Source organism: Dyella sp. 05T440 (assembly GCF_056395965.1).
Genome location: NZ_JBFTKN010000001.1, coordinates 159065 through 180633 on the forward strand (window position 1 = coordinate 159065; position 21569 = coordinate 180633).

Sequence of the window (21569 nt, forward strand, 5' to 3'; positions counted from 1 at the left end):
GCTTACCACTCCGCCACGCTGCCGTCGGCATGGCGCCAGATCGGATTGCGCCAGCGGTGACCCACGGCGGCGCGCTCGGCCACGTAGGCTTCGTTGACCTCGATGCCCAGGCCGGGTCCATTCGGAATGGCGACGAAACCATCCTCGTAGGCAAACACGCTGCGATCCTTCACATAGTCGAGCAGATCGTTGCCGGCGTTGTAGTGGATGCCCAGGCTCTGTTCCTGGATGAAGGCGTTGTGGCACACCGCATCGAGCTGAAGATTCGCAGCAAGCGCGATCGGGCCGAGCGGGCAGTGCAGCGCCAGTGCCACGTCATACGCTTCGGCCATGGCGGCGATCTTGCGCGTTTCGGTGATGCCGCCCGAGTGCGAGGGATCGGGCTGGATGATGTCCACGCCGCCCATCTGCAGCACGCGCTTGAAGTCGTAGCGCGTGTACAGGCGCTCGCCCAGCGCGATCGGCGCCGGCGAAATCGCGGCCAGTTCCGGCAGCGCTTCGAGGTGATCGGACAGCACCGGCTCCTCGATGAACATCAGCTTGAACGGGGCGAGTTCACGCATCAGCACCTTGGCCATCGGTTTGTGCACGCGGCCATGGAAATCCAGGCCGATGCCAATATGCGGGCCCACCGCGTCGCGGATCGCCTGCACGTTCTCGATCACCAGCTCGACCTTGTCGTAGGTGTCGACGTATTGCAGTTCTTCGGTGGCATTCATCTTCACCGCGGTGAAGCCACGCGCCACGGCTTCCTTCGCGGCACGCGCCGTGTCGGCCGGGCGGTCGCCGCCGATCCACGAGTACACGCGAATGCGATCGCGCACCGGGCCGCCCAGCAGCTGATGCACGGGCTGGTTCAGATCCTTGCCCTTGATGTCCCACAGCGCCTGGTCGATGCCGGCGATGGCGCTCATCAGCACCGGGCCACCGCGGTAGAAGCCGCCGCGATACATCACATTCCACAGGTCTTCGATATGACGCGGGTCCTTGCCGATCAGGTAGTCGGACAACTCATCCACGGCCGCAGCGACAGTGTGTGCACGCCCTTCGACGATGGGCTCACCCCAGCCGACGATGCCCGCATCGGTCTCGATGCGCAGGAACAGCCAGCGCGGGGGAACCAGGAAGGTGGTGAGGCGGGTGATCTTCATGCATGCGATCCTTGTGCATCAGAGTGGCTGCGCCAGGCGTCGGCGAACGCGCGTGCGCGCGCCGCGACATCGCTGGCCGGACGGCCGGGAGCGTAGAGAGAGGAACCGATGCCGAAGCCGCCGGCGCCGGCGGCCAGCCACGGTCCCATGTTGTCGGGCGCGATGCCGCCGACCGGCAGCACCGCGAGATCCTTGGGCAGCACCGCGCGCCATGCCTTGAGCACGGCGGGGCTGGCTTGTTCGGCAGGGAACAGCTTGAGCGCATCGGCACCGGCGGCAAGCGCGGCGAACGCCTCCGTTGGTGTGGCGACACCCGGTACGCAATAGAGGCCTGCCTGCTTGGCCGCGCGAATCACGTTGACGTCGGCATGCGGCATCACAATGAGGCGGCCGCCAGCATCAGCCACGTTCTTGACGTCGGCAGGGTCGAGCACGGTGCCTGCACCGATCAGATAGCCATCGCCCAGTGCGTCGACCATGCGACGGATACTGTCGAACGCCCGCGGCGAATTGAGCGGCACTTCGAGCATGCGAAAACCGGCGTCGACCAGCACGCGGCCGATCTCCACCGATTCGTCGGGCGTCAGGCCGCGCAGGATGGCGACGAGGGGGAGTGGATCAAGCCATGACTTCATGCGTTTATGCCGTTGCTTGCGTGGGGATCAGGCCGGCGGCTTCGGCGATGCGCCAAAGGCCGTGCGAGGTGGTGGCATCGGGCGCCTTGTGGACGGTGAGCCCAAACATCGCCGCTGCCTTGAGGTAGCGATCGCATAGCGCACCTTCGCCCACCATGTGCACGCTGGACGATGGATCGGCCCAGCCGGCGGCGATAGCGATGCGCATTTCGTCGCCTATCAGCAGGCCGGACAGGTAGTCGGTCACCGAACTGGGGGCAAGCACGCCGTCGAGCATGAGGGTGCGCGCCGAAAACACGCACGAGAGCGCGCCGGCCGCGCCGCTGTCGCGCGCCATCGAGACGCCGCGACGAAACGCGTTGTCGTCATCGATGGCGGGCGGCAGTTGCGCGCCAAGTATCGAATGCTGGGTCAGCAGGCCGAACAGCTCGCCGGTCATCACGGTGGCAAAGCCAGTCACCATGCCATCGCGCAGCGACACCCACTTGCTGTGCGTGCCGGGCAGCAACAGGCAGCCATGGCCGGCGACATCCGGCGATTGCGCAACGACGCCGACGACCTGGGTCTCCTCGCCACGCATCACATCGGGACGCGCGGGATCGCGCAGGCCCGGCACGAGATGAAGCGTGCGGCCATCGGCAGCTAACGTGCTCAGCGCACCGGCGAGCCGATCGACGCTGGTGGGCGTATCGAGATAAGGCACTTCCAGCCAGCCGTTGCGACTGCCCACCATGCCGCAGGCCAGCACCGGCAGCTCGGGCCAGTGTTCGACGGCCTGCGCAAAGGCGGCCGGAAAGCCGCCCTCGGGAAGATGGCGGATGCCGTGCGAGAACGTGCGCTTCTCCAGCACCTGGCCCTGACCGTCATAGAGATAGGCACGCAGCTGCGTGCTACCCCAGTCCAGGCCGATAAGCGCGGTGTTCACGCGCTGGCCTTCTTGCGCGCCTTGCCGCGGCTGCGATGCAGGTTGGTCTGCGAGTCGGCAATCATCGCCAGCATGGTCTTGCGCGCCACTTCCGGCTGCTTGCGCTTGATCGCCTCGAGCACCTTCTGGTGATAGGGCAGCGAATACTTGAAATCGCTGGCGCTGCGTGCGGACAAGGTGAAGAAGGTGCCCAGCGCCGTTTCGATCACCGAGAACAGCGACTGCATCAACTCATTGCCGGTGGCGTGCAACACCGCGTCATGGAACATCAGGTCGGCGGTGGACCACTCGTCCAGCGTCTGTGCGGCGTCCATGGCGTTGTACGCCTCTTCGATATGCGCCAGCTGTGTCGTCGTACGTCGACGCGCAGCGGCAGCCGCGGCGGCCGGCTCGATGATCTCGCGCATTTCCACCAGCTTGTCCACGAAGTCGTCGGTGGGCATGGAGGCACAACGCCAGGCCAGCACGTCGGCGTCCAGCTGATTCCAGTAGCGCTCCTCGAGCACGCGGGCGCCAACGCCGGTGCGTGATTCGATCAAGCCTTTTGCCGACAGCACCTTCAGGGCCTCGCGCAAGGCGGTACGACTGACCTGCAGGCTTTCGGCGAGGGTTTCCTCGCGCGGCAGGATCTCGCCGGGCTTCACCTTGCCGCTGACGATGCGCAGCCCGATCTCGTGCATGACATGCCCGTACAGGCTGCGAACTGCGATCGGCTTCTTCATGAAATCCTCTTACCCCTGGCCCTGACGAAGGGTGATCCGTGCGCGTGCAGGCATATTAGATGCGCCCGATTCGATTGTCATACAAACGGACTATAAGCAACTTGGCCCGCTGATGCCAAGGTGTCCGCAGCGATTTTTTGGTGCGTTGGTCCCGGCCGGGTGTGCGCTGGCAGGAACATGCGATGACGCAATGCAGAAAGTTCTCATCCGCATGACGTCCCCAGCGTCGCCGTGTTCGCCTCCGAACATCGCATGAAAGCGCCGCTTTTGGTTTTTTCGAGCATGCCACTTCACGCAATGTCGCATCGCACCAAGAAAAAATTCGGTGCCGATGAACACTTGCACGATAATCATACAATGTGATTGCATGCGCTCCATCGTGATACGGCGAAGGGGACACCAGGGACATGCAGCGCGCAGGTTTGATGGCTTCGATTCTTGGCCTGGCGACTTTGTCGATGGCCGCGCATGCGGCTGACGCCAGGCGCGAGACCTTCGGCAGCATGCCCGATGGCAGCAAGGTGGATGCGGTGGTGCTGAGCAACGGCCATGGCATGCAGGCGCGCATCATCGCGCTGGGTGCGAGCATCCAGTCGCTGGCCACGCCCGATCGCAACGGCAAGAGCGCGAACATCGCGCTGGGTTATTCGTCGCTCGCTGATTACCTGAGCAATCCCCAATATTTCGGCGCCACCGTCGGCCGCTACGCCAATCGCATCGCCAAGGGCAAGTTCACCCTCGACGGCCACGCCTATAGCGTGCCGGTGAACAACGGCGTCAATTCCCTGCACGGTGGCAGCAAGGGTTTCGACAAGGTGCTGTGGACCGTGGGCGAGGTGAAGCACGATGCCGGCAAGGCCAGTGTGACGCTGAGCTATGAGAGTCCCGATGGCGACATGGGATATCCCGGCAAGCTCACCGCCATGGTGACTTACACGCTCGACGAGCAGAACCGTCTCTCCATCGATTACCGCGCCAGCACCGACAAGACGACCATCGTCAATCTGAGCAACCACGCCTATTGGAATCTTTCCGGCGAAGGCTCGGGCAGCGTGATGGACCATCGCCTCACCATCGCCGGCGACGCTTACCTGCCGGTCGATGCTGGTTCCATTCCGACCGGCGAGATCCGCAACGTCGCCGGCACGCCGTTCGATTTCCGCCAGGCCAAGCCCATTGGCCGCGACATCCGTACCAACGACACGCAGTTGCTCAATGGTCATGGCTATGACCACAACTGGGTGATCAGCAAGGACGAAGCACCTGCGTTGCGCATGGTTGCGCGCGTGGAAGATCCGGCATCCGGTCGCGTGCTGACGTTGAAGTCGAGCAAGCCAGGCCTGCAGTTCTACTCGGGCAATTTCCTGGATGGCACCACCGTGGGCACGGGTGGTCATGTGTATCGCCAGGGCGACGCGTTTGTATTGGAACCGCAGCTTTATCCGGATACGCCCAATCAGGCGTCGTTCGGATCGGCACGGCTGGAGCCGGGCCATGAGTACCGCAACCTGATCGTGTACGAGTTCACCACCGAGTCGGCGCGCGGAGCGCACTGACCTATCGAACATTCGAAACAAGGGCGCCCGCGAGGGCGCTCGTAGGGTCGCTTTGTCTTCGAACAAGGCGTCCATGCGCAACTACTACGTCGCTGCATGAAGCGCGACGGCATCGAGGGAGAGCTGATGAAGTACGCATTTTTGGCAGTGGCCTTGGGTCTGGCGGCAACGATCGCCGCGCCGTCCCATGCGCGCGACGCGTCGCAACGCTGGACGCCTGCCGAGGCCAAGACCTGGTACGCCAGGCAGCAGTGGCCGCTGGGCAGCAACTATCTGCCGTCCGACGCCATCAATCAGCTGGAGATGTGGCAGGCCGACACGTTTGATCCCGCGCGTATCGACCAGGAGTTCGGCTGGGCGCAGCAGGCCGGCATGACCACCATGCGCGTGTTCCTGCACGACCTGCTGTGGCAGCAGGATGCGGCGGGCTTCAAGAAGCGCATCGATACCTTCCTCACCATCGCCGACAAGCACGGCATCAAGCCGATCTTCGTGCTGTTCGATTCCTGCTGGGATCCGGAGCCCAAGCTCGGCCCGCAGCACCCGCCGATCCCCGGCGTGCACAACTCCGGCTGGGTGCAGAGCCCGGGCGTGGCGATGACTGATCCCAGCCAGGTCCCGCGCCTGGAGCAGTACGTGAAGGACATCGTGGGCAGCTTCGCCAAAGACAAGCGCATCCTGGCGTGGGACGTGTGGAACGAACCGGACAATCCGGGTGGCGGCAACTACGACGCCAAGGAGCCGGCCGACAAGATCAACCACGTAGCCGCGCTGTTGCCGCAGGTATTCGCCTGGGCGCGCAGCACCGCGCCAGTGCAGCCGCTCACCAGTGGTCTTTGGCACGACGACGACTGGACCGATCCGGCCAAGCTCAATGCGGTGGAGCGCACCCAGCTCGAGCAGTCCGACGTGATCAGCTTCCACGACTACAGCTGGCCGGAAACCTTTGCGGGTCGCGTGAAGCAGTTGCAGACGTATGGACGTCCGTTGATCTGTACCGAATACATGGCGCGCGGCAACGGATCCACCATCGACGGCGTGTTGCCCATCGCCAAGAAGGCCGACGTGGGCATGGTCAACTGGGGCTTCGTGCTCGGCAAGTCGCAGACCAATATGCCGTGGGATTCGTGGCAGCGCCCGTACACGATGGCGCCGCCCACCTTGTGGTTCCACGACCTGTTCTATGCCGATGGCAAGCCTTATCGCCAGCGCGAGATCGACATCCTTCGTTCGCTGTCGCACGCGCCGCGCGGCACGGTGCCGGCGGATGCAGTGACGTTTCCGATGCAAGCGGCGGGTGCCGTCCGCTGAGGCGGCGCCGTCTTTTCAACTTCTAGCGCCGTCGCGGAGAACGACGGCGTCCTGAATAACGATGCCGCCGGCTGAGCTGGCGGGCCATGACCTCTGAGGGGAGGCTTTCCATGATACGCACACATATCCAGAGAACCTTGTTGGCAGCCGCCATCGCCGCATCGTTCAGCGTCGCGCACGCTGCCGATGCACCGGCCGCGCCGGCCGATCCGCAACAGTCGACGGACACCACCAATCCACCGGCGAATGCACCGAAGAAGCCCGCCACCGCCTCCGACGCACAGCAGAAAGACGCGGTGAATCTGTCGGGCGTGGTGGTGACGCCCTTGCGCGAGAGCCTGCAGAGCGCACAGACGCTCAAGCAGGATTCGCGCATGATCACCGACTCGATCGTGGCCGAAGACATCGGCAAGCTGCCGGACAACAGCGTCGCCGACGCACTGCAGCGCATCACCGGCGTGCAGGTGGCGCAGGGCTTCCAGGGCGAGACCAGCTCGGTGGTGATCCGTGGCCTGCCCAACGTGATCACGACGCTCAATGGCCGCGAAATCTTCAGCGGTGTCGGTCGCGCATTCGCGTTCCAGAACCTGCCGGCGACGGCGGTGAAGACCGTGCAGGTGTACAAGACCAGCGAGGCCAGCCTGCCCGACGGCGGCATCGCCGGCATGGTCGACATGCAGCTGTTCCGCCCGTTCGATTTCGACGGCAGCAAGGTGGCCGCGACGGTCAACGAGACGCACAGCAAGTACGGCGACCACACCGATCCCTCGGGCAGCGTGTTGCTCAGCGATCGCTGGAAGACCGACCTGGGCGAGTTCGGCGCGCTGATGAATGTGGGCTACGACCGCCAGCATTACGCCTATAACGCCGTATGGGACGACTTCCCGAAGGTGCTCACCGATGGTTCCGGCGCACCCGTGCGCACGTCCAGCGGCAATCTCATTTCCGCCCCGAACGGCTTCGGCGCCGACTACAACATCGGCGACCGCACGCGTCAGGAATTCAACTACGCGCTGCAGTGGAAGCCCAACGACAGCACCGAGATCTATGTCGAAGGCCTGTATGACTGGGATTCGGATAACTACAACCAGCCGTTCTTCTTCAGCTTCCCGGTGGGCTCGGTCGATCCGCAGAACATCAAGGTCACCAATAACTGCTACGCCAATCAGCTGACCGGTTCCACCTATTACGGCCAGACCATCTGCGACGCGGCCAGCGGCAGCTGGACCGGCAACACCTATGCGGCCACCAGTACGCAGGCGCACCAGGAGTGGGGCCACGACATCCAGAACTCGATCGGCGCGAAGTGGCATGGCGATCGCCTGAACCTGTCGACCGACCTGTCGTTCAACTCGTCCTCGTTCCATGAGCAGACCTTTATTGTCGACACCTTCCTGAAGGCGCCGATCACAACGGTCTGGAACGGCGCGCAGAACTGGCAGCTTGCGGGCAACCCGGCCAACGATCCGTCGAACTACTACCTCAACGGCTTGTTCCAGACCTGGAACAACCAGCGCGGCAAGCAGACGGCGTGGCGTGGTGACGGCAACTACGACATCAACGGCAGCTTCTTCCAGTACGTGGATTTCGGCCTGCGTTATTCTGATCACAAGGCGCAGTACAACGGCAGCATTGAAGTATCCACGCCGCCGCCGGGTGGCACGGGAGATATCTCGCTCAATCCCAATCCGGCCAACCAGGTGATTGCGCGCTTCCCCAGCGGCTACTTCTGCAGCCAGCCGACCACCAATGCGATCCCGCAGCCGTGGCTCAGTGGCTGCTTCAATTACCTGACCAACAATGCCGATGCGATTCGCACGCTGTACGGCGTGCCGACCGGTCTGGCGGCGGAGAATCCGGGCCGCTTCTATCACATCGACGAGAAGTCCTATGCGGGCTACTTCCAGTTTGGTTACGGCAACGAGCTGTGGGGCATGCCGTTCGATGGCCTGATGGGCATGCGCATCGAACGCGTGAAGCGCAACCTCGATGCGTTCTCGTATGACGCTTCCACCAACGTGTACTCGCCGCTGTCCGATTCGACCGACTCGCCGGTGTACTTGCCGAACCTCAGCTTCAACCTGCACATCAAGGACAACCTGCAGTTGCGCCTGGTGGCGGCGAAGACGCTGACGTATCCCGATTTCGGCCAGCTCAACCCGTCGCTGTCGCTCAACCCGGGCACGATCAATCGCGCCGGAGTGGCGAGCAGCGGCAATCCGGACCTGAAGCCGATTCGCTCCAACAACTACGACGCGGCGCTGGAGTATTACTTTGGTCCGGCCAGCTACGTGAGCGGCAGCGTGTTCTATCGCGATATCAACGGCTACATCCAGAACTACGTGACGGATGTGACCATCGGTGGCCAGCCGTTCCAGCTCAATTCGCCGCAGAGTGCGGGTTCGGGTCACCTCGATGGCGCGGAAGTGGCGTACCAGCAGTTCTTCGATTTCCTGCCTGAACCGTTCAACGGCCTGGGCATGCAGCTCAACTACACCTATATCGAAGGTTCCACGCGTTCGCCGCAGTTCATCGGCGGGCCGGTGGTCACCTCGCCGCTGCAGAACGTGTCCAAGAACAACGGCAATGCCGTGCTGATGTATGAAAAGTTCGGCTGGTCCGCACGACTGGCCTACAACTACCGCAGCCGCTTCATCGATGGCTTCAACCAGCCCACCGTGGCCGGCGTGAACGACGAGATCAAGCCGGCCAACCAGGTCGACTTCTCGCTCGGTTACGACATCAACAAGTACTTCACCGTAGTGTTCAACGCGACCAATATCCTTGGCGCGAACCTGCATCAGTATTGGGGCGATGGCGACACCCGCCCGCGTGACATCCGTTACCAGGACCGCACCTACGGCCTGGGCGTGCGCTTCAAGATGTAATCCTCTCCCACTTGGCGGGAACGGTAGTGACATGCCGTTTCCCGCCTCCTTTTTTGGGAGGCTCACTCATCGTGCGCCGTTGCAGGCGTGAACCGGGATTCCGTGCATGACTCGCTTGACGTTAGGTTTGTCCACGCTGGCCGTTTGCATCGCCACGTTGCTGTCCACCCGTGCGACCGCTCAGGATGCTCCTGAACCCGCCGTGGGCACGCATCTGGCGGACGCTTCGGGCTATGTGTCGATCACGCGCATCGAGCACGGTTCGCCGGAAGACAAGGGACGCCTGCTGATGGCGTTCGAACAGGACGGTATGAACGGCATTCCGCTGTGGGAAAGCCGCGACGGTGGCGATCATTGGCGCTTCCTCATGAATGTCGCCGATCAGACGCACAGCAAGGACAAGAACTGGCAGCTGCGCTGGCAACCGCATATCACTGAACTGCAGCGCGCGAGCGGCGATCTGCCGGCAGGCACGCTGGTGCTCTCGGCCAACGCCACCGGCAACGATGCGCAGGGCAGGGTGAACGAAGAAGACCTGCAAATGTATACCTCCACCGATGCCGGCAAGACCTGGCATTACCGCAGCTCCATCATCAAGGGCGGCGGGCGGCCGGAGGACAAGGACAACAAGGGCGTGTGGGAATCCAATATCCACGTGCTCGACGACGGCCGCATGGTGGCCTATTACTCCACCGAGCAGCACAAGGCCGAGGGTTATAACCAGGCGCTGGGACACAAGGTCTCCGACGACGGCGGCAAGCATTGGGGCAAGGAAGTGCTGGATGTGGCGATACCCGGTGGCGTGGAGCGCCCCGGCATGGCCATCGTCACGCGCCTGGGCGACCATCGCTATGCCATGACGTACGAGAACATCGATGGGCCCAGGAATGGCCAGGTGTTCATCAAGTTCAGTCGCGACGGACTGGACTGGGGCGATCCGCAACGCCACGGCGAACCGGTGATGACGCTCTCGGGCTTCTGGCCCGCCGCGTGTCCCGTGGTTCAGTGGTTCCCGCTGGGCGGTCCCGAAGGCGTCATTGTGGTGTCCGCGGAACGCGGCGGCGGCGGTGCGGATGAAGGCGGCCGCTCGCTGTACTGGAACAACGCTTCCGGTCGCGGCCCATGGTGGGAAGTACGTGCACCGGTACAAAAGCGCACCGGCAATATCCATGCGGGTTGGACGCAGGCACTGCTGCTGCGTGATGACGGCCGCATGCTGCATGTCACCACCTCGTCGTCGCCCGAGGCGCCGACCAGTGTCAAGCACAACGAAATCCTGTTCAACACGGCGAAGTTGAACTTCAATCGCTACGAAGCCGAAGACGCGCAGTTCACCGGCGCGGTCTCCGTGCCGGATCGAAAGGCGTCCAGTTTCCGCAAGGCGCGCCTGAGTGCGGGTCCCGAAGGTCGCCTGCGCTTCGTGGTCAACAGTACGGGCGGCGAACACGCGCTGCGTGTGCGCTACGCCGATCTCGGACTGGCGGCGCAGCCTGCGATCGTCGTCAATGGTGCGCGTCTTGCCAATGCCAACCTCACCAAGACGGATGACGGCTGGCTGCTCGAGAACATCTCGGCGTCCTTGTTGCCCGGGTTCAACACCATCGACGTGGACGGCGGCGCCCACGTGGTCGACGTCGACTATCTGCAGATCGACGGCGATGCCGCCACGGCGGGTCAGCCGTGAAGCGCACGTTCGCCGCCATCGCTGGCATGTTGCTGATCGCGGCCTCGCATGCGCAGCCGCCGGCCACCATGCATGCGCTGCTGCCGTCCGGGCCCGACCCGTGGGTAGCGCAGCGCGACGGCGTCTATTACTACACGAGCACCGAAGGCAACCGCATCTCGCTGCGCAAGACCACCGACATGGCGCATCTGGCCGATGCCACGCCGGTGGTGGTGTGGCGTCCGCCGGCCGAAGGTCCCAACTCCCATTCGATCTGGGCGCCCGAGCTGCATTACCTGGACGGCAAGTGGTACCTGTATTACTCAGCGTCCGACAAGGCGCATGACGACGACGCGCATCGCCACGTGTGGGTGCTGGAGAATGCGTCGAGCGATCCCACCCAGGGCGAGTGGATCGACAAAGGCATGCTCAAGACGCATCTCACCGGCATCGACGGCACCGTGTTCGATCATGCCGGCAAGCGCTACTTTGTCTATTCCGCCTATGTCGACGATCACAGCGACCTGATCATCGCGCCAATGAGCAATCCGTGGACGCTGGGCGAGCCGCAAGTGGATATCGCCCATCCCACTTATGCATGGGAGATGCAGGGCGGCCGCAAGATCCTGGAGGCGCCGGAGTTCATCGAAGGTCCGCGCGGGCAGGTGTTCCTCACCTATTCCGCCAGCGCGTGCTGGTCGGACGGCTATTCGCTGGGCCTGCTGAGCGCCGCCGCAGACGCCAACCTGCTCGACCCTGCGTCATGGCGCAAATCGCCCACGCAGGCGCTCGCCAGTTCGCCGGCGCGAGGCTTCTATGCGCCGGGGCACAATGGCTTCTTCAAATCGCAGGACGGCAAGCAGGACTGGATCATCTTCCACGCCAATGGCGGCGCGGACTGGAAGTGCACTGCACGCCGCGCGCCTTACATCATGCCGTTCCACTGGAAGGCCAATGGCGAGCCGGACTTCATGGGCGGTCGCGAAAACTGAGTTGGACCGTGCGGGGCAGGGCGCGATCCGACGTTGGTCTGGTTTGATCGATCCCGGCGGGCGTGGCACCCTCCCAGTCCACACCCCCCGGACGATGCCGTCCGCGCCACTGGAGCGTCCATGTCCCGCACGTTTCTCGCTTTCGCGCTAGCCGCGAGTCTGACCACCACCGCGCTGGCCGCGGTTCCCGCACCGGAGCAGCCTGGCCTTGCACAGATCCGCCCGGGCGACTTGCGTGCGGATATCAGCTTCCTGGCGTCGGATGCCCTGCAAGGGCGTCTCTCGCTGCAGCCGGGTGACGATGCGTCGGTGCAGTGGATCGCCTCGGAATTTGCCAAGGCCGGCTTGAAGCCTGCGGCGACCGATGCGCAAGGCCAGCCGAGTTTTCTGCAGGCCGTGCCGTTGATCGAGTATCGCCCTGATGGCAAGGCCACGCGCCTGACGCTCAAGCGTGCCGGCAAGGAGACCGAATGGAAGGATCCGGAAGTCTCCGGCGCCTTTCCCACCGATCAGGACGTCTCCGCGCCCGTGGTGTTTGCCGGCTACGGCATCACCGCGCCGGAGCTGGGTTATGACGACTACGCCGGCCTCGACGTGAAGGGCAAGGTCGTCGTGGTGTTCGATCACGAGCCGCAGGAGACCGATCCGAAGTCGATCTTCAATGGCACCGGCAATACGCGCTACGCGACCGGCTACGTGAAGGTGTTGAATGCGCAGGAGCACGGCGCGGTGGCGGTGCTGCTGGCGCCGGAGCCCTCGCATAACCATCCCTCGCAGCTGGAGGTGCGCAAGCGCATCGGCCACCAGGCTGAGCACGCGGCGAACCCGATTCCCGCCCAGGCGCTGGCGGACAGCCCGGTCCATATCCCTAGCATGGTGATCTCCGCCGAGGTCGAGGACGCGCTGCTGAGCACCAGTGGCAACACAGCCAAGGCACTGCAGTCCGGCATTGATGGCGACCTCAAGCCGCGCTCGCAAGCCCTGCCCGATACCACCATCAGCCTGCACCTGAAGAACAGCTCGCGCCGTGAAGCGACTACCTGGAATGCGGTGGGATTGATCGAAGGCAGCGATCCGAAGCTGGCGCCCGAGACCATCATCATCAGCGCCCACCACGATCACGACGGCCAGGCCGGCGACAAGATCTGGCACGGCGCCGACGACAACGCGTCGGGGACAGTCGGTGTGGTGACGCTCGCCCGTGCCTTCGCCGCCAACCCGACCAAGCCCAGGCGTTCGATCCTGTTCGCGGTGTTTGCCGCTGAAGAACGTGGCCTGCTCGGCGCGTACTATCTCGCCGCGCACCCGCTGCGTCCTCTCGACACCACGCGCGCGATGATCAACTTCGACATGATCGGCCGCGACGAGAAGCCCAGCCCGCAGACCGACGGCCTGATCGAGATTCCCGCCGATACCAGCAATCGCCTCAACCTGATCGGTGCCGCGTACAGCCCGGACTACCAGCGTACGGTGGCCAAGGCCAATGGGGACGTGGGCCTGGTGCTGGACGATCGCTTCGATCACGAATACGCCTTGAACGTGTTCTTCCGCTCCGACCAGTTCCCCTTCGTGCTGCACAATGTGCCCGCGTTCTGGTGGTTCACCGGCTTCCATCCGGACTATCACCACCCCAGCGATACGGCCGAGAAGATCGACTATCCGAAGATGGCCAAGATCCTCAAACTGGCTTACCTGAGCACCTGGCAGTTCGCCAACGAGGCCACGCCGCCGCGCTTTGTGTCGCATCCGGGCAGCGACAAGTCGCCCTGAGCTATCGCCATACCCGCGATGAAAACACCCCGGCGCGCCGGGGTGTTTTCGTTTACGGGCTGAACGACACGCGTTGTTGCGCGCGAGCGATCAAGGCCTTTTCGATCGCCGGCCAACGATCGTGCGCCGTACCGTGCTCACCCAGTTGCGCTGCGGTGAAACCGGTAGGGGCGAGATCCTCGCCATAGATCACCATCAGCTCCTTGCGCTTCTGGTCATCGGGAAGATGCACGAGGCGCACATACATGGCATTGGCTGGCCGCTGATAGCCCTTGGCGGCGAGCAGGCGACGCTGATGGTCGCCATCGGAGTCCTTCTCGGCCGGCTGTTCGGCGCTTTGCACCCAAGTGTCGAGATAGAAGTCCAGGCCGTTGATGGTGATATGGCGCGAGCCGGAGTAGTCGTGGTGCAGTTCAGGGCGTTCGGGTATGTAAGCCTCAAATTGCACCCAGTACAGGCGCTGGATGCGCTTGTCGGGTCCGGCGTCCACGAAGACGTGCATCTCGCAATCGTCGAAGCCCAGCAGCATCCAGCGATCCGAACCCACGTAGGTCGCGGTGGCTGGCAGATCGACGCGTATCTTCGGATCGTGCGTCGAGGTGACGGTGCTGCCGCTCACCGTACGCTGCGGTTCCGCTGCGAGCGCCGGCAGCGCGCAGGCCAGCGCGAGCGACAGCGTTGCCATCGTTTTCCACATGACTCACCTCTTCGTTCCGTGTCGGGATCAGGGCAGGACATCGTCCCGCTGCAGGTGGTGTGGCAACAAGCGTGCCACGGTTCATGCGGCTCGCACATCGCCTGGCACGGCCATCGCCACGAATGGATCGATGCGGGAGCACTGTCCGCGGACGCGGTGCGGACGTCCGCCGATGCGAGCGCTCAGCTTTTCTTCGCGCCTGCCTGTTTGGCCAGATACTCGCAATTGTTGCCGTAGGTACGCAGATCGTTGCGCACCGGATCGAGCGCCATCCAGAAACCGTAGCGCACCGCGCCGCCACGATCGGCCAGCCATGCGGCCATCAGATGCGCGGACAGCAACTGGTTGAGTTGCGCGAGCGCCAAGGGCTGGCTGACCACCACCGATTGCTCGACGGCCGATGCGCTGACGCGGTCGCTGCTGTTGATGGGCTGATCGTTGATCTCGAAGTACGAACGGCTGGCGCGCGCGACCATCTGCCGGGCGCGGTCGGCGCCGATGGCGTAATACGCGGTGATGGTGAGGCCATCGGGGCGGCACTGCAGAGTGATGCGATGCTCGCCTTCACGCGTCACCTGCGTGAGCGAGATCGAGGCGACACTGCTGACCGGGCTGTTGACCGCCGTGGGCAACAAGCGCCCATTGTTGGATAGACCGTTGGCCAGCATTTGATCGGCATTGAGCCACGTCACTTCGCCGCCGGGCGAGGTGCCGAACACCTGCGGATTCACGCCCATGTCCTTCAGGTACGCCGCAGCATCGCTACCGGGCGTAACCGTGCCTGGCAGCGGCTGCGCGCCAAAGCGATCGCTGCCCGTCGGCGCCCAGCGAAAGAGTCCGCCCGCATAGGCATAGACACAGGCGTTCACGCATTGCGAGGATTTCGGCACGATGGGCTGGCGCGCGGTCTTGCGCGGCGAACCCAGGTGGGTGGTCATGTTGCCGGCGCGAAACAGACGACCCAGCGCCATGCCCGCAGCCACGTCGCCGCCGGGTGAGTTGAGATAGATGTCGCTGTTGGGCGGGATCCTGCGCGACTGGATCATGGCCTGCACGCGCTGCGCGGCGCCGGCATCGATGGGTCCATACAGATAGACCTGTGGCACCTTCGCCACCGAGATGGTCATGCGATCGTCGTTGACCTGCACGGCAAGCTGTTCGCTGGCCGAACTCTGCGATCCATTGCGCGACGGAGATTCACCATGCGCCTGCACCGCGAAGAGGCTCGTCAGCAGCGTGCTGGCCAAATAGAGCGAACGGCGGCATCGAGCGCCGGCATGGCGTTGAACTTGAACGGCTGGCACGCGGCTGATCCTGCGACAGAGGTCGGCAAGTGTGCTTCAAGGCGGATGTCTCGCGAGTGAAGAGGAGGTAAGGCGGTACTGCCACGTGCCGGGATGGGGCGGACACGGCCGGACGTCCGCGTGTTTGTCCGCGGACGCGGCCGCGGGCGCGCGTAGCGTGCGCAAGTCACTGATCTGTGATGCTTCGTGGTTTGGCACGCCGTTTGCTGATGTCCCCATGACGGCATGCCCCAGGCAGTCAGACCGTACCCGTTCGGGCGAGGGGCCCGGCGGAAAGCCAATCACACCAGCCAGGAGAGCTGACTTGAATATCTTGCGTGCATCCCTGTTCGCCACGTTGTTGCTCGCGATCGGCGCGCCCGTCGATCGCGTCCGCGCCGACGATGCACCGGCCAAGCCGGCGGCATCCGCGACCAAGGCGGACCCATCGATGATTTCGCGCGACGAAGTGCGCCGCATCCTCGACAGCAATCGCATGATCTTGACGCCGCAAGGCATCGACGAAAAGATCAAGCTGCACATCAACGGCATCGACCAGTGGATCTCGGTGCGCGGCAAGGATCGCCGCAACCCCATCCTGTTGTTCCTGCACGGTGGCCCGGCCTCGCCGGCGATGCCCGAGGGCTACACCTTCCAGACGCCGTGGGAGGATTACTTCACCGTCGTGCAATGGGATCAACGCGGCTCCGGCAAGACGTATCGCGCGAACACCGAAGCGGCGATGGCACCGGGCATGACGGTGGACGGCATGACCGACGACGCCGCGCAGGTGGCCCAATACCTGCGCGAGCACTACAACAAGAAGAAGATCTTCCTGCTCGGCCACTCCTGGGGCACCGTGCTCGGCGTGCATCTCGCGCAGCTGCATCCGGATTGGTTCTACGCGTATATCTCGGTGGGACAGGTGGTGAACGGCCGTCGCAATGAAGCGATTGGCTACAACTACGCGCTGGGCCGGGCCAAGGCCGAGAACAACACCAAGGCCATCGCGGAACTGGCATCGATCGGACCGTATCCGGGCGATACCAAGCTCACCATCGACCGCATCGGTGTGCGCGGCAAATGGGAGATGTACTACGGCGGCCTGGCCTGGGGCCGCAAGGATTTCCAGTTCGACGTGGACGCGGAAGAGCTCTCACCCGATTACAACCGCCAAGACCTCGATGCGATCGACAAGGGCAGCCTGTTCTCGCTCAACCACCTGCTCGATCCGCTGCTGGACGTGAACTTCGATCAGGTCACGGACTTCAAATTGCCGGTGATCGTGTATGCGGGCGCGCACGACTACACCACGCCGCACGAAACCGCCGAAAAATGGTTTGGCGATCTCAAGGCGCCGTCCAAGCACCTGGTGATCTTTGCCGACTCGGCGCACATGATGATGCAGGAGCAGCCCGGCCGCTTCCTCATGCACCTGGTGAGCGATGCGCTGCCGCTGGCGCAGAAGGTGGGTGATGCGGCGCCGGCGGAAGTGACCCGCGACCGCTGAGCACGAAAACGACCGAGGCGTCGTGCATGGTCTGCACGACGCCTCGGTCACTCTGCATAGATCGAATCAGGTACCGGCGTGCTTGGCCGCATCCTCGATCAACGCCGCCACTTCCTTCGGGTGCGACTCGTAGACCGAGTGGCTGGCGCCTTGCACTTCGATGGTATGGCTGCCGGCGCGCTTGGCGTACATGCGCTCCAGGTCCGGATTGATGATGCGATCGGCTGTGGCCACGGCGTACCAGCTGGGCTTGTCCTTCCATGCAGGATGGCCAGCAGGCGCTGCAAACACGGAAGCCGCGGTCAGTTCCTGCGAGTTCGCTTCGAACTGCGCCTGCTGCAGCGGCAGATCGGCAGCGAAGTCGGCGGGGTAATGGGCCGGGTCGAGATAGAGGAAGCCGTCGGCGGTCTTCTTGATGTCGGTCGTTTGACTGGTAGCGCTGGGGAACTTCTTGCCATTGGCTACTTCGGTTTCGCCCTGGTCGAGCGCATGGGCGGCGATATAGACCAGGCCAACCACGTTCGCGTCGTTGCCCACGTCGGTGACCAGCGCGCCGCCATAACTGTGACCCACGAGAATGGTGGGGCCATCCTGCATGTCCACGATGCGTTTCACGGCTGTCACATCGTCGTTGAATGATGTGAGCGGATGTTCGGCGACGGAGACGTGGTAGCCATCTTTCACGAGGATGTCATAGACGGGTTTCCAGCCACTGCCGTTGACCCATGCGCCATGCACGAGGACGATGTTGTGCACGGGTTCGGCGGCCAGTGCGGGGCCGGCGGCAAGGGTGCCAAACAGCAAGGCTGCGGCCAGGATGTTGGGGTGGAAGAAGCGCTTGTTCACGGGGATAACCTCTCGACAGGGAAGTGGGGTGATGGCGTCGGTATGCCATCGAAAACGTTGCGGTCATGGCCGGGTGCGAGCGGCATGTTTCCCGGATGGACACAGCCTAGCCCAGGCGAAGGCGTTGATTTATGAAGAATCCAGCGACGATTGAGAGGTTTTTGCGATGAGACCGTTACCCACCGAACTCCTTCGCAGCTTTGTCGTCGTAGCGCAGACCGCCAGCTTCACCGCGGCGTCCGAGCAGCTGTGCCTGTCACAATCCACGGTCAGCCAACATATTCGGCGCCTGGAGGACCTGGTCGGCGTACCCTTGTTCGAACGCGATACGCGCAATGTGCGGGTGTCGCGCCACGGCGAGTCGCTGCATCGCTACGCCGTGCGGATTCTCGATCTGATGGACGAGGCGATGACCACGGTGTGCGGCCCGCCGTTGAACGGCACGGTGCGCCTGGGTCTTCCGGAAGACTTCGCATCGTCGCGGCTGACCGGCGCGCTGGGCAGCTTCGTGAGGCGCAATCCGGAAGTGGAACTGGTGATACGCACGGGCCTTAGCGGCGATCTGTTCCGCGAGCTCGACGAGAACAAGCACGACCTGGTGTTTGCCAAGCGCCTCAGCGGCAGCCAGCGTGGTTACGTGGTGAAGAGCGAGCCCTTGCACTGGTGCACCGGTGCGTCATCGCCGGTGCGTGGCGATGAGGCCGTCTTGCCTTTGGCCGTCCATCCCGAACCCAGCATTTCGCGGACGCGCATGTTCGAGGCCTTGAAGTCGGCAGATCGTTCGTACCGCATCGCCGTGGTGAGCAGCAGCATCATGGTGATCCAGGCCGCGGTGATGGCCGGCCTGGGCGTGTCGGCATTCACCGGCTATGCCATGCCCGAGGGCATCGTGCCGCTGGCCGAGGATCTTCCATCGCTTGGCGTGCTCGAATACGTGATCGACCGGCAGTCATCGATCTCGCAGGCCGCGCAGGCGTTGGAACACGTGCTCGCGGACGCGGCGAAGGAGCTTTGAGCGCTCCTTCGCGCGCCTGGCTTCAGGCGAGATGCTGGTGGAAGAATTCGTAGGTGCGTCCGTTCGCCAGCCTGGCGGCGTCAGCGTCGTAGTGCGTTCCGGTATGCCGCGCAAACGCGTGGCTGCAACCGGGATAGCTGTAGATCGTCACGTTGCTCTTGTTCGAAAACGCCGCCTTGATCTTGGCCTGCGCGTCCTTGGATATGAATTCGTCTTCCTCGCCCAGGTGCATCATCAGCGGTGCCTTGATCGCCGGCGCCTCGGCCAGGTATTTCTCAGTGCCGCCGCCGTAGTACTCCACGCCCGCGTCGATGCTTGATCGCGCGGCGGTGAGGTAAGTCATCAGGCCACCGAGGCAGTAGCCCATCACGCCGACTTTGCCGTTGGCGCCCTCCAGCTTGCGTGCGGCGGCGACCACCGCCTCGACATCGCGCTCACCGGCGTCGAAGTCATACGCTTCATACAGCGCGAAGCCTTTTTTCCAGTCCTGTTCGGACCATTCGTTCAAGTCGAGCCCCGGCTCCTGGCGCCAGAACAGGTCCGGGCAGATGGCGATGAAACCCTGTTCCGCCAGTTCGCGGCAGGACTGGCGCAGGTCGTTGTTGATGCCGAAGATTTCCTGCAGCACCACCACCGCTGGTGCGGGTGTCTGATCGGGATAGTCGATGTAGAGCCGAAAGCTGCCGTCGGCCGTCGAAAGAGTGTGGTACTCGCCCATGACGTACTCCGGGGATGTGTCGCCCCTGTGCCAGCGGGCGACGTGGCAGACCCTGCAGGATGGAGCGGCCTCAGGCCACCGCGCGCACCCTGAAGGATTTGGTGGCGCGCACGGCGACCACGATGAAGACAATCAACACCACCAGTTCGGTGGCGCCAAACAGCTTCTGCTTTAGGTCCGGCGCCAGCGCGTTCAACACTGGCCACTTCGCGAAAATCTGCGCGACCAGTACAAACATCAGGAAGTACTCGCTGATCACGATGCCGATGGGAAATTGCGCCGTCCAGAAGCCGGAGCGGCCAATCGAGCGTCGCGCCATGACCGTCCAGGCCAGCACGATCAGGGCAATCACCCCCACCACGATGGCCGGCGTGACGCCATGAAAGGGAAAGAAGAACCCGGTGACGCTGGTAATGACTGCCGTCCAGAGGAAGCTCGTGATGGCGCCTGAGCGATAGCGGCCGACCATCAGGTCGCGAATGGCCCAGAGGCCGACGATGGTTGCGACGAGACTGATCAGCGTGTGGAAAGCGGTAAGCCAACCCAGTGGTGTATTCATCAAGGCGCTCCGTGGTGGTGTCGCGGAAACTAACGTGGGCACGGCTCGCGCAGGGGCGATGCATCGCGATGCCGCCATCGGCTGTTGTGTTGCGCTTGGTTACTCGGGCGGTCCCCTGGCCACCCGCTGCCCACTATGCGCCTGTGGCCGGCCTGGCCTCAATCCTTCTGTGGGTGGGCGCGCTGCATCGAGGCGTGTTGTGAAACGCAGGTGACAGCGCCCGCGTGGCACGCCAGTTCTTGTAAACCGCCGGGCGCAGGGGGCATATTGGTCGGGCAGCAGCAGTTCGCCGTTGGGAGAAGTCATGCGGGTCCGCCTCGAAGATGTAGCACGCGCCACAGGTGTCTCGCCAAAAACGGTTTCCCGCGTTCTCAACGAAGAATCTTCGGTGAAGGAATCCACCCGCCAGAAGGTGCTGGCGGCGATGGAGTCCATGAACTACCGACCCAGCCCGGCGGCACGTGGCCTGGCCGGCAGCCGCTCGTTCCTGGTGGCGATGCTTTATGACAACAACGACAACCCGGCCTCGACCTATCTGGCCGAGGTGCAGGACGGCGTGCTCGACGCCTGCGATGCCCACCGCTACAGCATGATGGCCTGCCCCCTGCGCATGCGCGGGCAGGATTTCATCCGCCGCGTCGATGCGCTGGTGTTCGATCACCACATCGAAGGCGTGATCATGACGCCGCCGCTCACCGACTACGCACCGCTGCTGCAGCGCCTGAAGGAGCACGGCGTGCCGCATTCGAGCATCTCGCCGGTGCATCGCGAAGCGTCCATCGGCGTGTGCATGGACGAGCAGCAGGCGGCCAAAGCCCTGGTGATGCACCTGGTGGAACTGGGTCACCGGCGCATTGCGCACATCGTGGGCATCGCCAATCACGGCGCCAGCCGCTGGCGCATGGCCGGCTACAAGGAAGCGCTCGCCACCGCGGGCTTGCCGTTCGATCCGCAATACGTGGTGCAGGGCGAGTTTTCATTCGGCTCGGGCGTGCTGGCTGCGCGCGAGTTGTTTGCGTTGCCCGAGCAGCCCACGGCGATTTTTGCCGCGAACGACGATATGGCCGCCGGCGTGATGTGGGCGGCCAACGAGCGTGGACTGAAAGTGCCGCGCGATCTCTCCGTCTGCGGCTTCGACGACACGCCGCTGGCCACCCAGTTGTGGCCGCCGCTGACCACCGTGCGCCAGCCCAGCCGCGACATGGGCAAGCTGGCCGCGCTGCAGTTGATGGAAGTGCTGCGTGGTCGGGGGGATGGGCTGCTGGTGCAGGTGCCGTATGCGCTCCAGCTGCGCGAATCCACGTCGAAGGCGCCTTAAGGACTTCGGA

The 21569-nt window shown here is 63.7% G+C and carries 18 protein-coding genes; 9 read left to right on the top strand and 9 right to left on the bottom strand.

Translation table 11 applies throughout. The features are described 5' to 3' along the window. Window positions 1–2: 2 nt before the first annotated feature. Genes dgoD through AC1DE1_RS00670 form a run of 4 tightly spaced genes read right to left on the bottom strand, consistent with a single transcriptional unit; the run spans window position 3 to window position 3433 of the window. Entirely contained in the window at window positions 3–1151 is a 1149-nt protein-coding gene (gene dgoD / locus AC1DE1_RS00655) for a galactonate dehydratase (protein WP_441602818.1), read from the bottom strand. After that, window positions 1148–1786 (bottom strand): 2-dehydro-3-deoxy-6-phosphogalactonate aldolase, encoded by a 639-nt coding sequence (locus tag AC1DE1_RS00660; protein ID WP_441602819.1) that lies wholly within the window; start codon window positions 1784–1786, stop codon window positions 1148–1150. The genes dgoD and AC1DE1_RS00660 overlap by 4 nt, the downstream gene beginning before the upstream one ends. 4 nt (window positions 1787–1790) lie before the next feature. Then, complete coding sequence (locus AC1DE1_RS00665) at window positions 1791–2711, bottom strand: 2-dehydro-3-deoxygalactonokinase (RefSeq protein WP_441602820.1); 921 nt, start codon at window positions 2709–2711, stop codon at window positions 1791–1793. Further along, complete coding sequence (locus tag AC1DE1_RS00670) at window positions 2708–3433, bottom strand: FadR/GntR family transcriptional regulator (RefSeq protein ID WP_441602821.1); 726 nt, start codon at window positions 3431–3433, stop codon at window positions 2708–2710. The genes AC1DE1_RS00665 and AC1DE1_RS00670 overlap by 4 nt, the downstream gene beginning before the upstream one ends. Before the next feature lie 425 nt (window positions 3434–3858). Between AC1DE1_RS00670 and AC1DE1_RS00675 the strand changes: the two genes are divergently transcribed. The 6 genes from AC1DE1_RS00675 (at window position 3859) to AC1DE1_RS00700 (ending at window position 13613) form a co-directional block, all read left to right on the top strand. After that, window positions 3859–4989 carry an aldose epimerase family protein gene (locus AC1DE1_RS00675; RefSeq protein ID WP_441602822.1) on the top strand — a complete coding sequence of 377 codons (1131 nt, stop codon included), beginning with the start codon at window positions 3859–3861 and terminating at the stop codon, window positions 4987–4989. 126 nt (window positions 4990–5115) lie between these two features. Continuing rightward, window positions 5116–6300, top strand: a complete 1185-nt coding sequence (locus tag AC1DE1_RS00680) for a glycoside hydrolase 5 family protein (RefSeq protein ID WP_441602823.1) — start codon at window positions 5116–5118, stop codon at window positions 6298–6300. Between the two features lie 110 nt (window positions 6301–6410). Beyond that, window positions 6411–9188, top strand: a complete 2778-nt coding sequence (locus AC1DE1_RS00685) for a TonB-dependent receptor (protein WP_441611445.1) — start codon at window positions 6411–6413, stop codon at window positions 9186–9188. A 106-nt stretch (window positions 9189–9294) separates the two neighbouring features. Continuing rightward, on the top strand, window positions 9295–10872 hold the full coding sequence (locus AC1DE1_RS00690) for an exo-alpha-sialidase (protein WP_441602825.1): 1578 nt from the start codon (window positions 9295–9297) through the stop codon (window positions 10870–10872). Next, window positions 10869–11843 (top strand): glycoside hydrolase family 43 protein, encoded by a 975-nt coding sequence (locus tag AC1DE1_RS00695; protein ID WP_441602826.1) that lies wholly within the window; start codon window positions 10869–10871, stop codon window positions 11841–11843. The genes AC1DE1_RS00690 and AC1DE1_RS00695 overlap by 4 nt, the downstream gene beginning before the upstream one ends. 120 nt (window positions 11844–11963) lie before the next feature. After that, on the top strand, window positions 11964–13613 hold the full coding sequence (locus AC1DE1_RS00700; RefSeq protein ID WP_441602827.1) for a M20/M25/M40 family metallo-hydrolase: 1650 nt from the start codon (window positions 11964–11966) through the stop codon (window positions 13611–13613). Window positions 13614–13665: 52 nt separating this feature from the next. Here the strand turns inward: AC1DE1_RS00700 and AC1DE1_RS00705 are convergent, their stop codons facing one another. After that, window positions 13666–14310, bottom strand: coding sequence for a hypothetical protein (locus AC1DE1_RS00705; RefSeq protein WP_441602828.1), 645 nt, complete (start codon window positions 14308–14310; stop codon window positions 13666–13668). Between the two features lie 182 nt (window positions 14311–14492). Continuing rightward, complete coding sequence (locus AC1DE1_RS00710) at window positions 14493–15614, bottom strand: hypothetical protein (protein ID WP_441611441.1); 1122 nt, start codon at window positions 15612–15614, stop codon at window positions 14493–14495. A 304-nt stretch (window positions 15615–15918) separates the two neighbouring features. Here AC1DE1_RS00710 and AC1DE1_RS00715 point away from each other — a divergent pair, with 304 nt between their 5' ends. Then, window positions 15919–17103 carry an alpha/beta fold hydrolase gene (locus AC1DE1_RS00715; RefSeq protein ID WP_441602830.1) on the top strand — a complete coding sequence of 395 codons (1185 nt, stop codon included), beginning with the start codon at window positions 15919–15921 and terminating at the stop codon, window positions 17101–17103. 66 nt (window positions 17104–17169) lie between these two features. On the opposite strand, the gene AC1DE1_RS00720 is transcribed toward AC1DE1_RS00715, so the two are convergent. Continuing rightward, entirely contained in the window at window positions 17170–17949 is a 780-nt protein-coding gene (locus tag AC1DE1_RS00720; protein ID WP_441602831.1) for an alpha/beta hydrolase, read from the bottom strand. Window positions 17950–18115: 166 nt separating this feature from the next. Here AC1DE1_RS00720 and AC1DE1_RS00725 point away from each other — a divergent pair, with 166 nt between their 5' ends. Beyond that, on the top strand, window positions 18116–18964 hold the full coding sequence (locus AC1DE1_RS00725; RefSeq protein ID WP_441602832.1) for a LysR family transcriptional regulator: 849 nt from the start codon (window positions 18116–18118) through the stop codon (window positions 18962–18964). A 22-nt stretch (window positions 18965–18986) separates the two neighbouring features. On the opposite strand, the gene AC1DE1_RS00730 is transcribed toward AC1DE1_RS00725, so the two are convergent. Both AC1DE1_RS00730 and AC1DE1_RS00735 read right to left on the bottom strand, forming a co-directional pair. Further along, window positions 18987–19682, bottom strand: coding sequence for a dienelactone hydrolase family protein (locus tag AC1DE1_RS00730; protein WP_441602833.1), 696 nt, complete (start codon window positions 19680–19682; stop codon window positions 18987–18989). Between the two features lie 70 nt (window positions 19683–19752). Beyond that, window positions 19753–20241, bottom strand: a complete 489-nt coding sequence (locus AC1DE1_RS00735) for a hypothetical protein (RefSeq protein WP_441602834.1) — start codon at window positions 20239–20241, stop codon at window positions 19753–19755. A 304-nt stretch (window positions 20242–20545) separates the two neighbouring features. Here AC1DE1_RS00735 and AC1DE1_RS00740 point away from each other — a divergent pair, with 304 nt between their 5' ends. Next, the gene (locus AC1DE1_RS00740; RefSeq protein WP_441602835.1) at window positions 20546–21559 is read left to right on the top strand and encodes a LacI family DNA-binding transcriptional regulator; all 1014 of its coding nucleotides are present in this window, start codon (window positions 20546–20548) and stop codon (window positions 21557–21559) included. Window positions 21560–21569: the final 10 nt, after the last annotated feature.

Excerpts from the sequence above, each read along its gene's own strand:
- dgoD (WP_441602818.1), bottom strand. The coding sequence starts at position 1,151 with ATGAAGATCACCCGCCTCACCACCTTCCTGGTTCCCCCGCGCTGGCTG.
- AC1DE1_RS00660 (WP_441602819.1), bottom strand. The coding sequence starts at position 1,786 with ATGAAGTCATGGCTTGATCCACTCCCCCTCGTCGCCATCCTGCGCGGC.
- AC1DE1_RS00670 (WP_441602821.1), bottom strand. The coding sequence starts at position 3,433 with ATGAAGAAGCCGATCGCAGTTCGCAGCCTGTACGGGCATGTCATGCAC.
- AC1DE1_RS00675 (WP_441602822.1), top strand. The coding sequence starts at position 3,859 with ATGGCTTCGATTCTTGGCCTGGCGACTTTGTCGATGGCCGCGCATGCG.
- AC1DE1_RS00680 (WP_441602823.1), top strand. The coding sequence starts at position 5,116 with ATGAAGTACGCATTTTTGGCAGTGGCCTTGGGTCTGGCGGCAACGATC.
- AC1DE1_RS00685 (WP_441611445.1), top strand. The coding sequence starts at position 6,411 with ATGATACGCACACATATCCAGAGAACCTTGTTGGCAGCCGCCATCGCC.
- AC1DE1_RS00690 (WP_441602825.1), top strand. The coding sequence starts at position 9,295 with ATGACTCGCTTGACGTTAGGTTTGTCCACGCTGGCCGTTTGCATCGCC.
- AC1DE1_RS00700 (WP_441602827.1), top strand. The coding sequence starts at position 11,964 with ATGTCCCGCACGTTTCTCGCTTTCGCGCTAGCCGCGAGTCTGACCACC.
- AC1DE1_RS00705 (WP_441602828.1), bottom strand. The coding sequence starts at position 14,310 with ATGTGGAAAACGATGGCAACGCTGTCGCTCGCGCTGGCCTGCGCGCTG.
- AC1DE1_RS00725 (WP_441602832.1), top strand. The coding sequence starts at position 18,116 with ATGAGACCGTTACCCACCGAACTCCTTCGCAGCTTTGTCGTCGTAGCG.
- AC1DE1_RS00730 (WP_441602833.1), bottom strand. The coding sequence starts at position 19,682 with ATGGGCGAGTACCACACTCTTTCGACGGCCGACGGCAGCTTTCGGCTC.
- AC1DE1_RS00735 (WP_441602834.1), bottom strand. The coding sequence starts at position 20,241 with ATGAATACACCACTGGGTTGGCTTACCGCTTTCCACACGCTGATCAGT.
- AC1DE1_RS00740 (WP_441602835.1), top strand. The coding sequence starts at position 20,546 with ATGCGGGTCCGCCTCGAAGATGTAGCACGCGCCACAGGTGTCTCGCCA.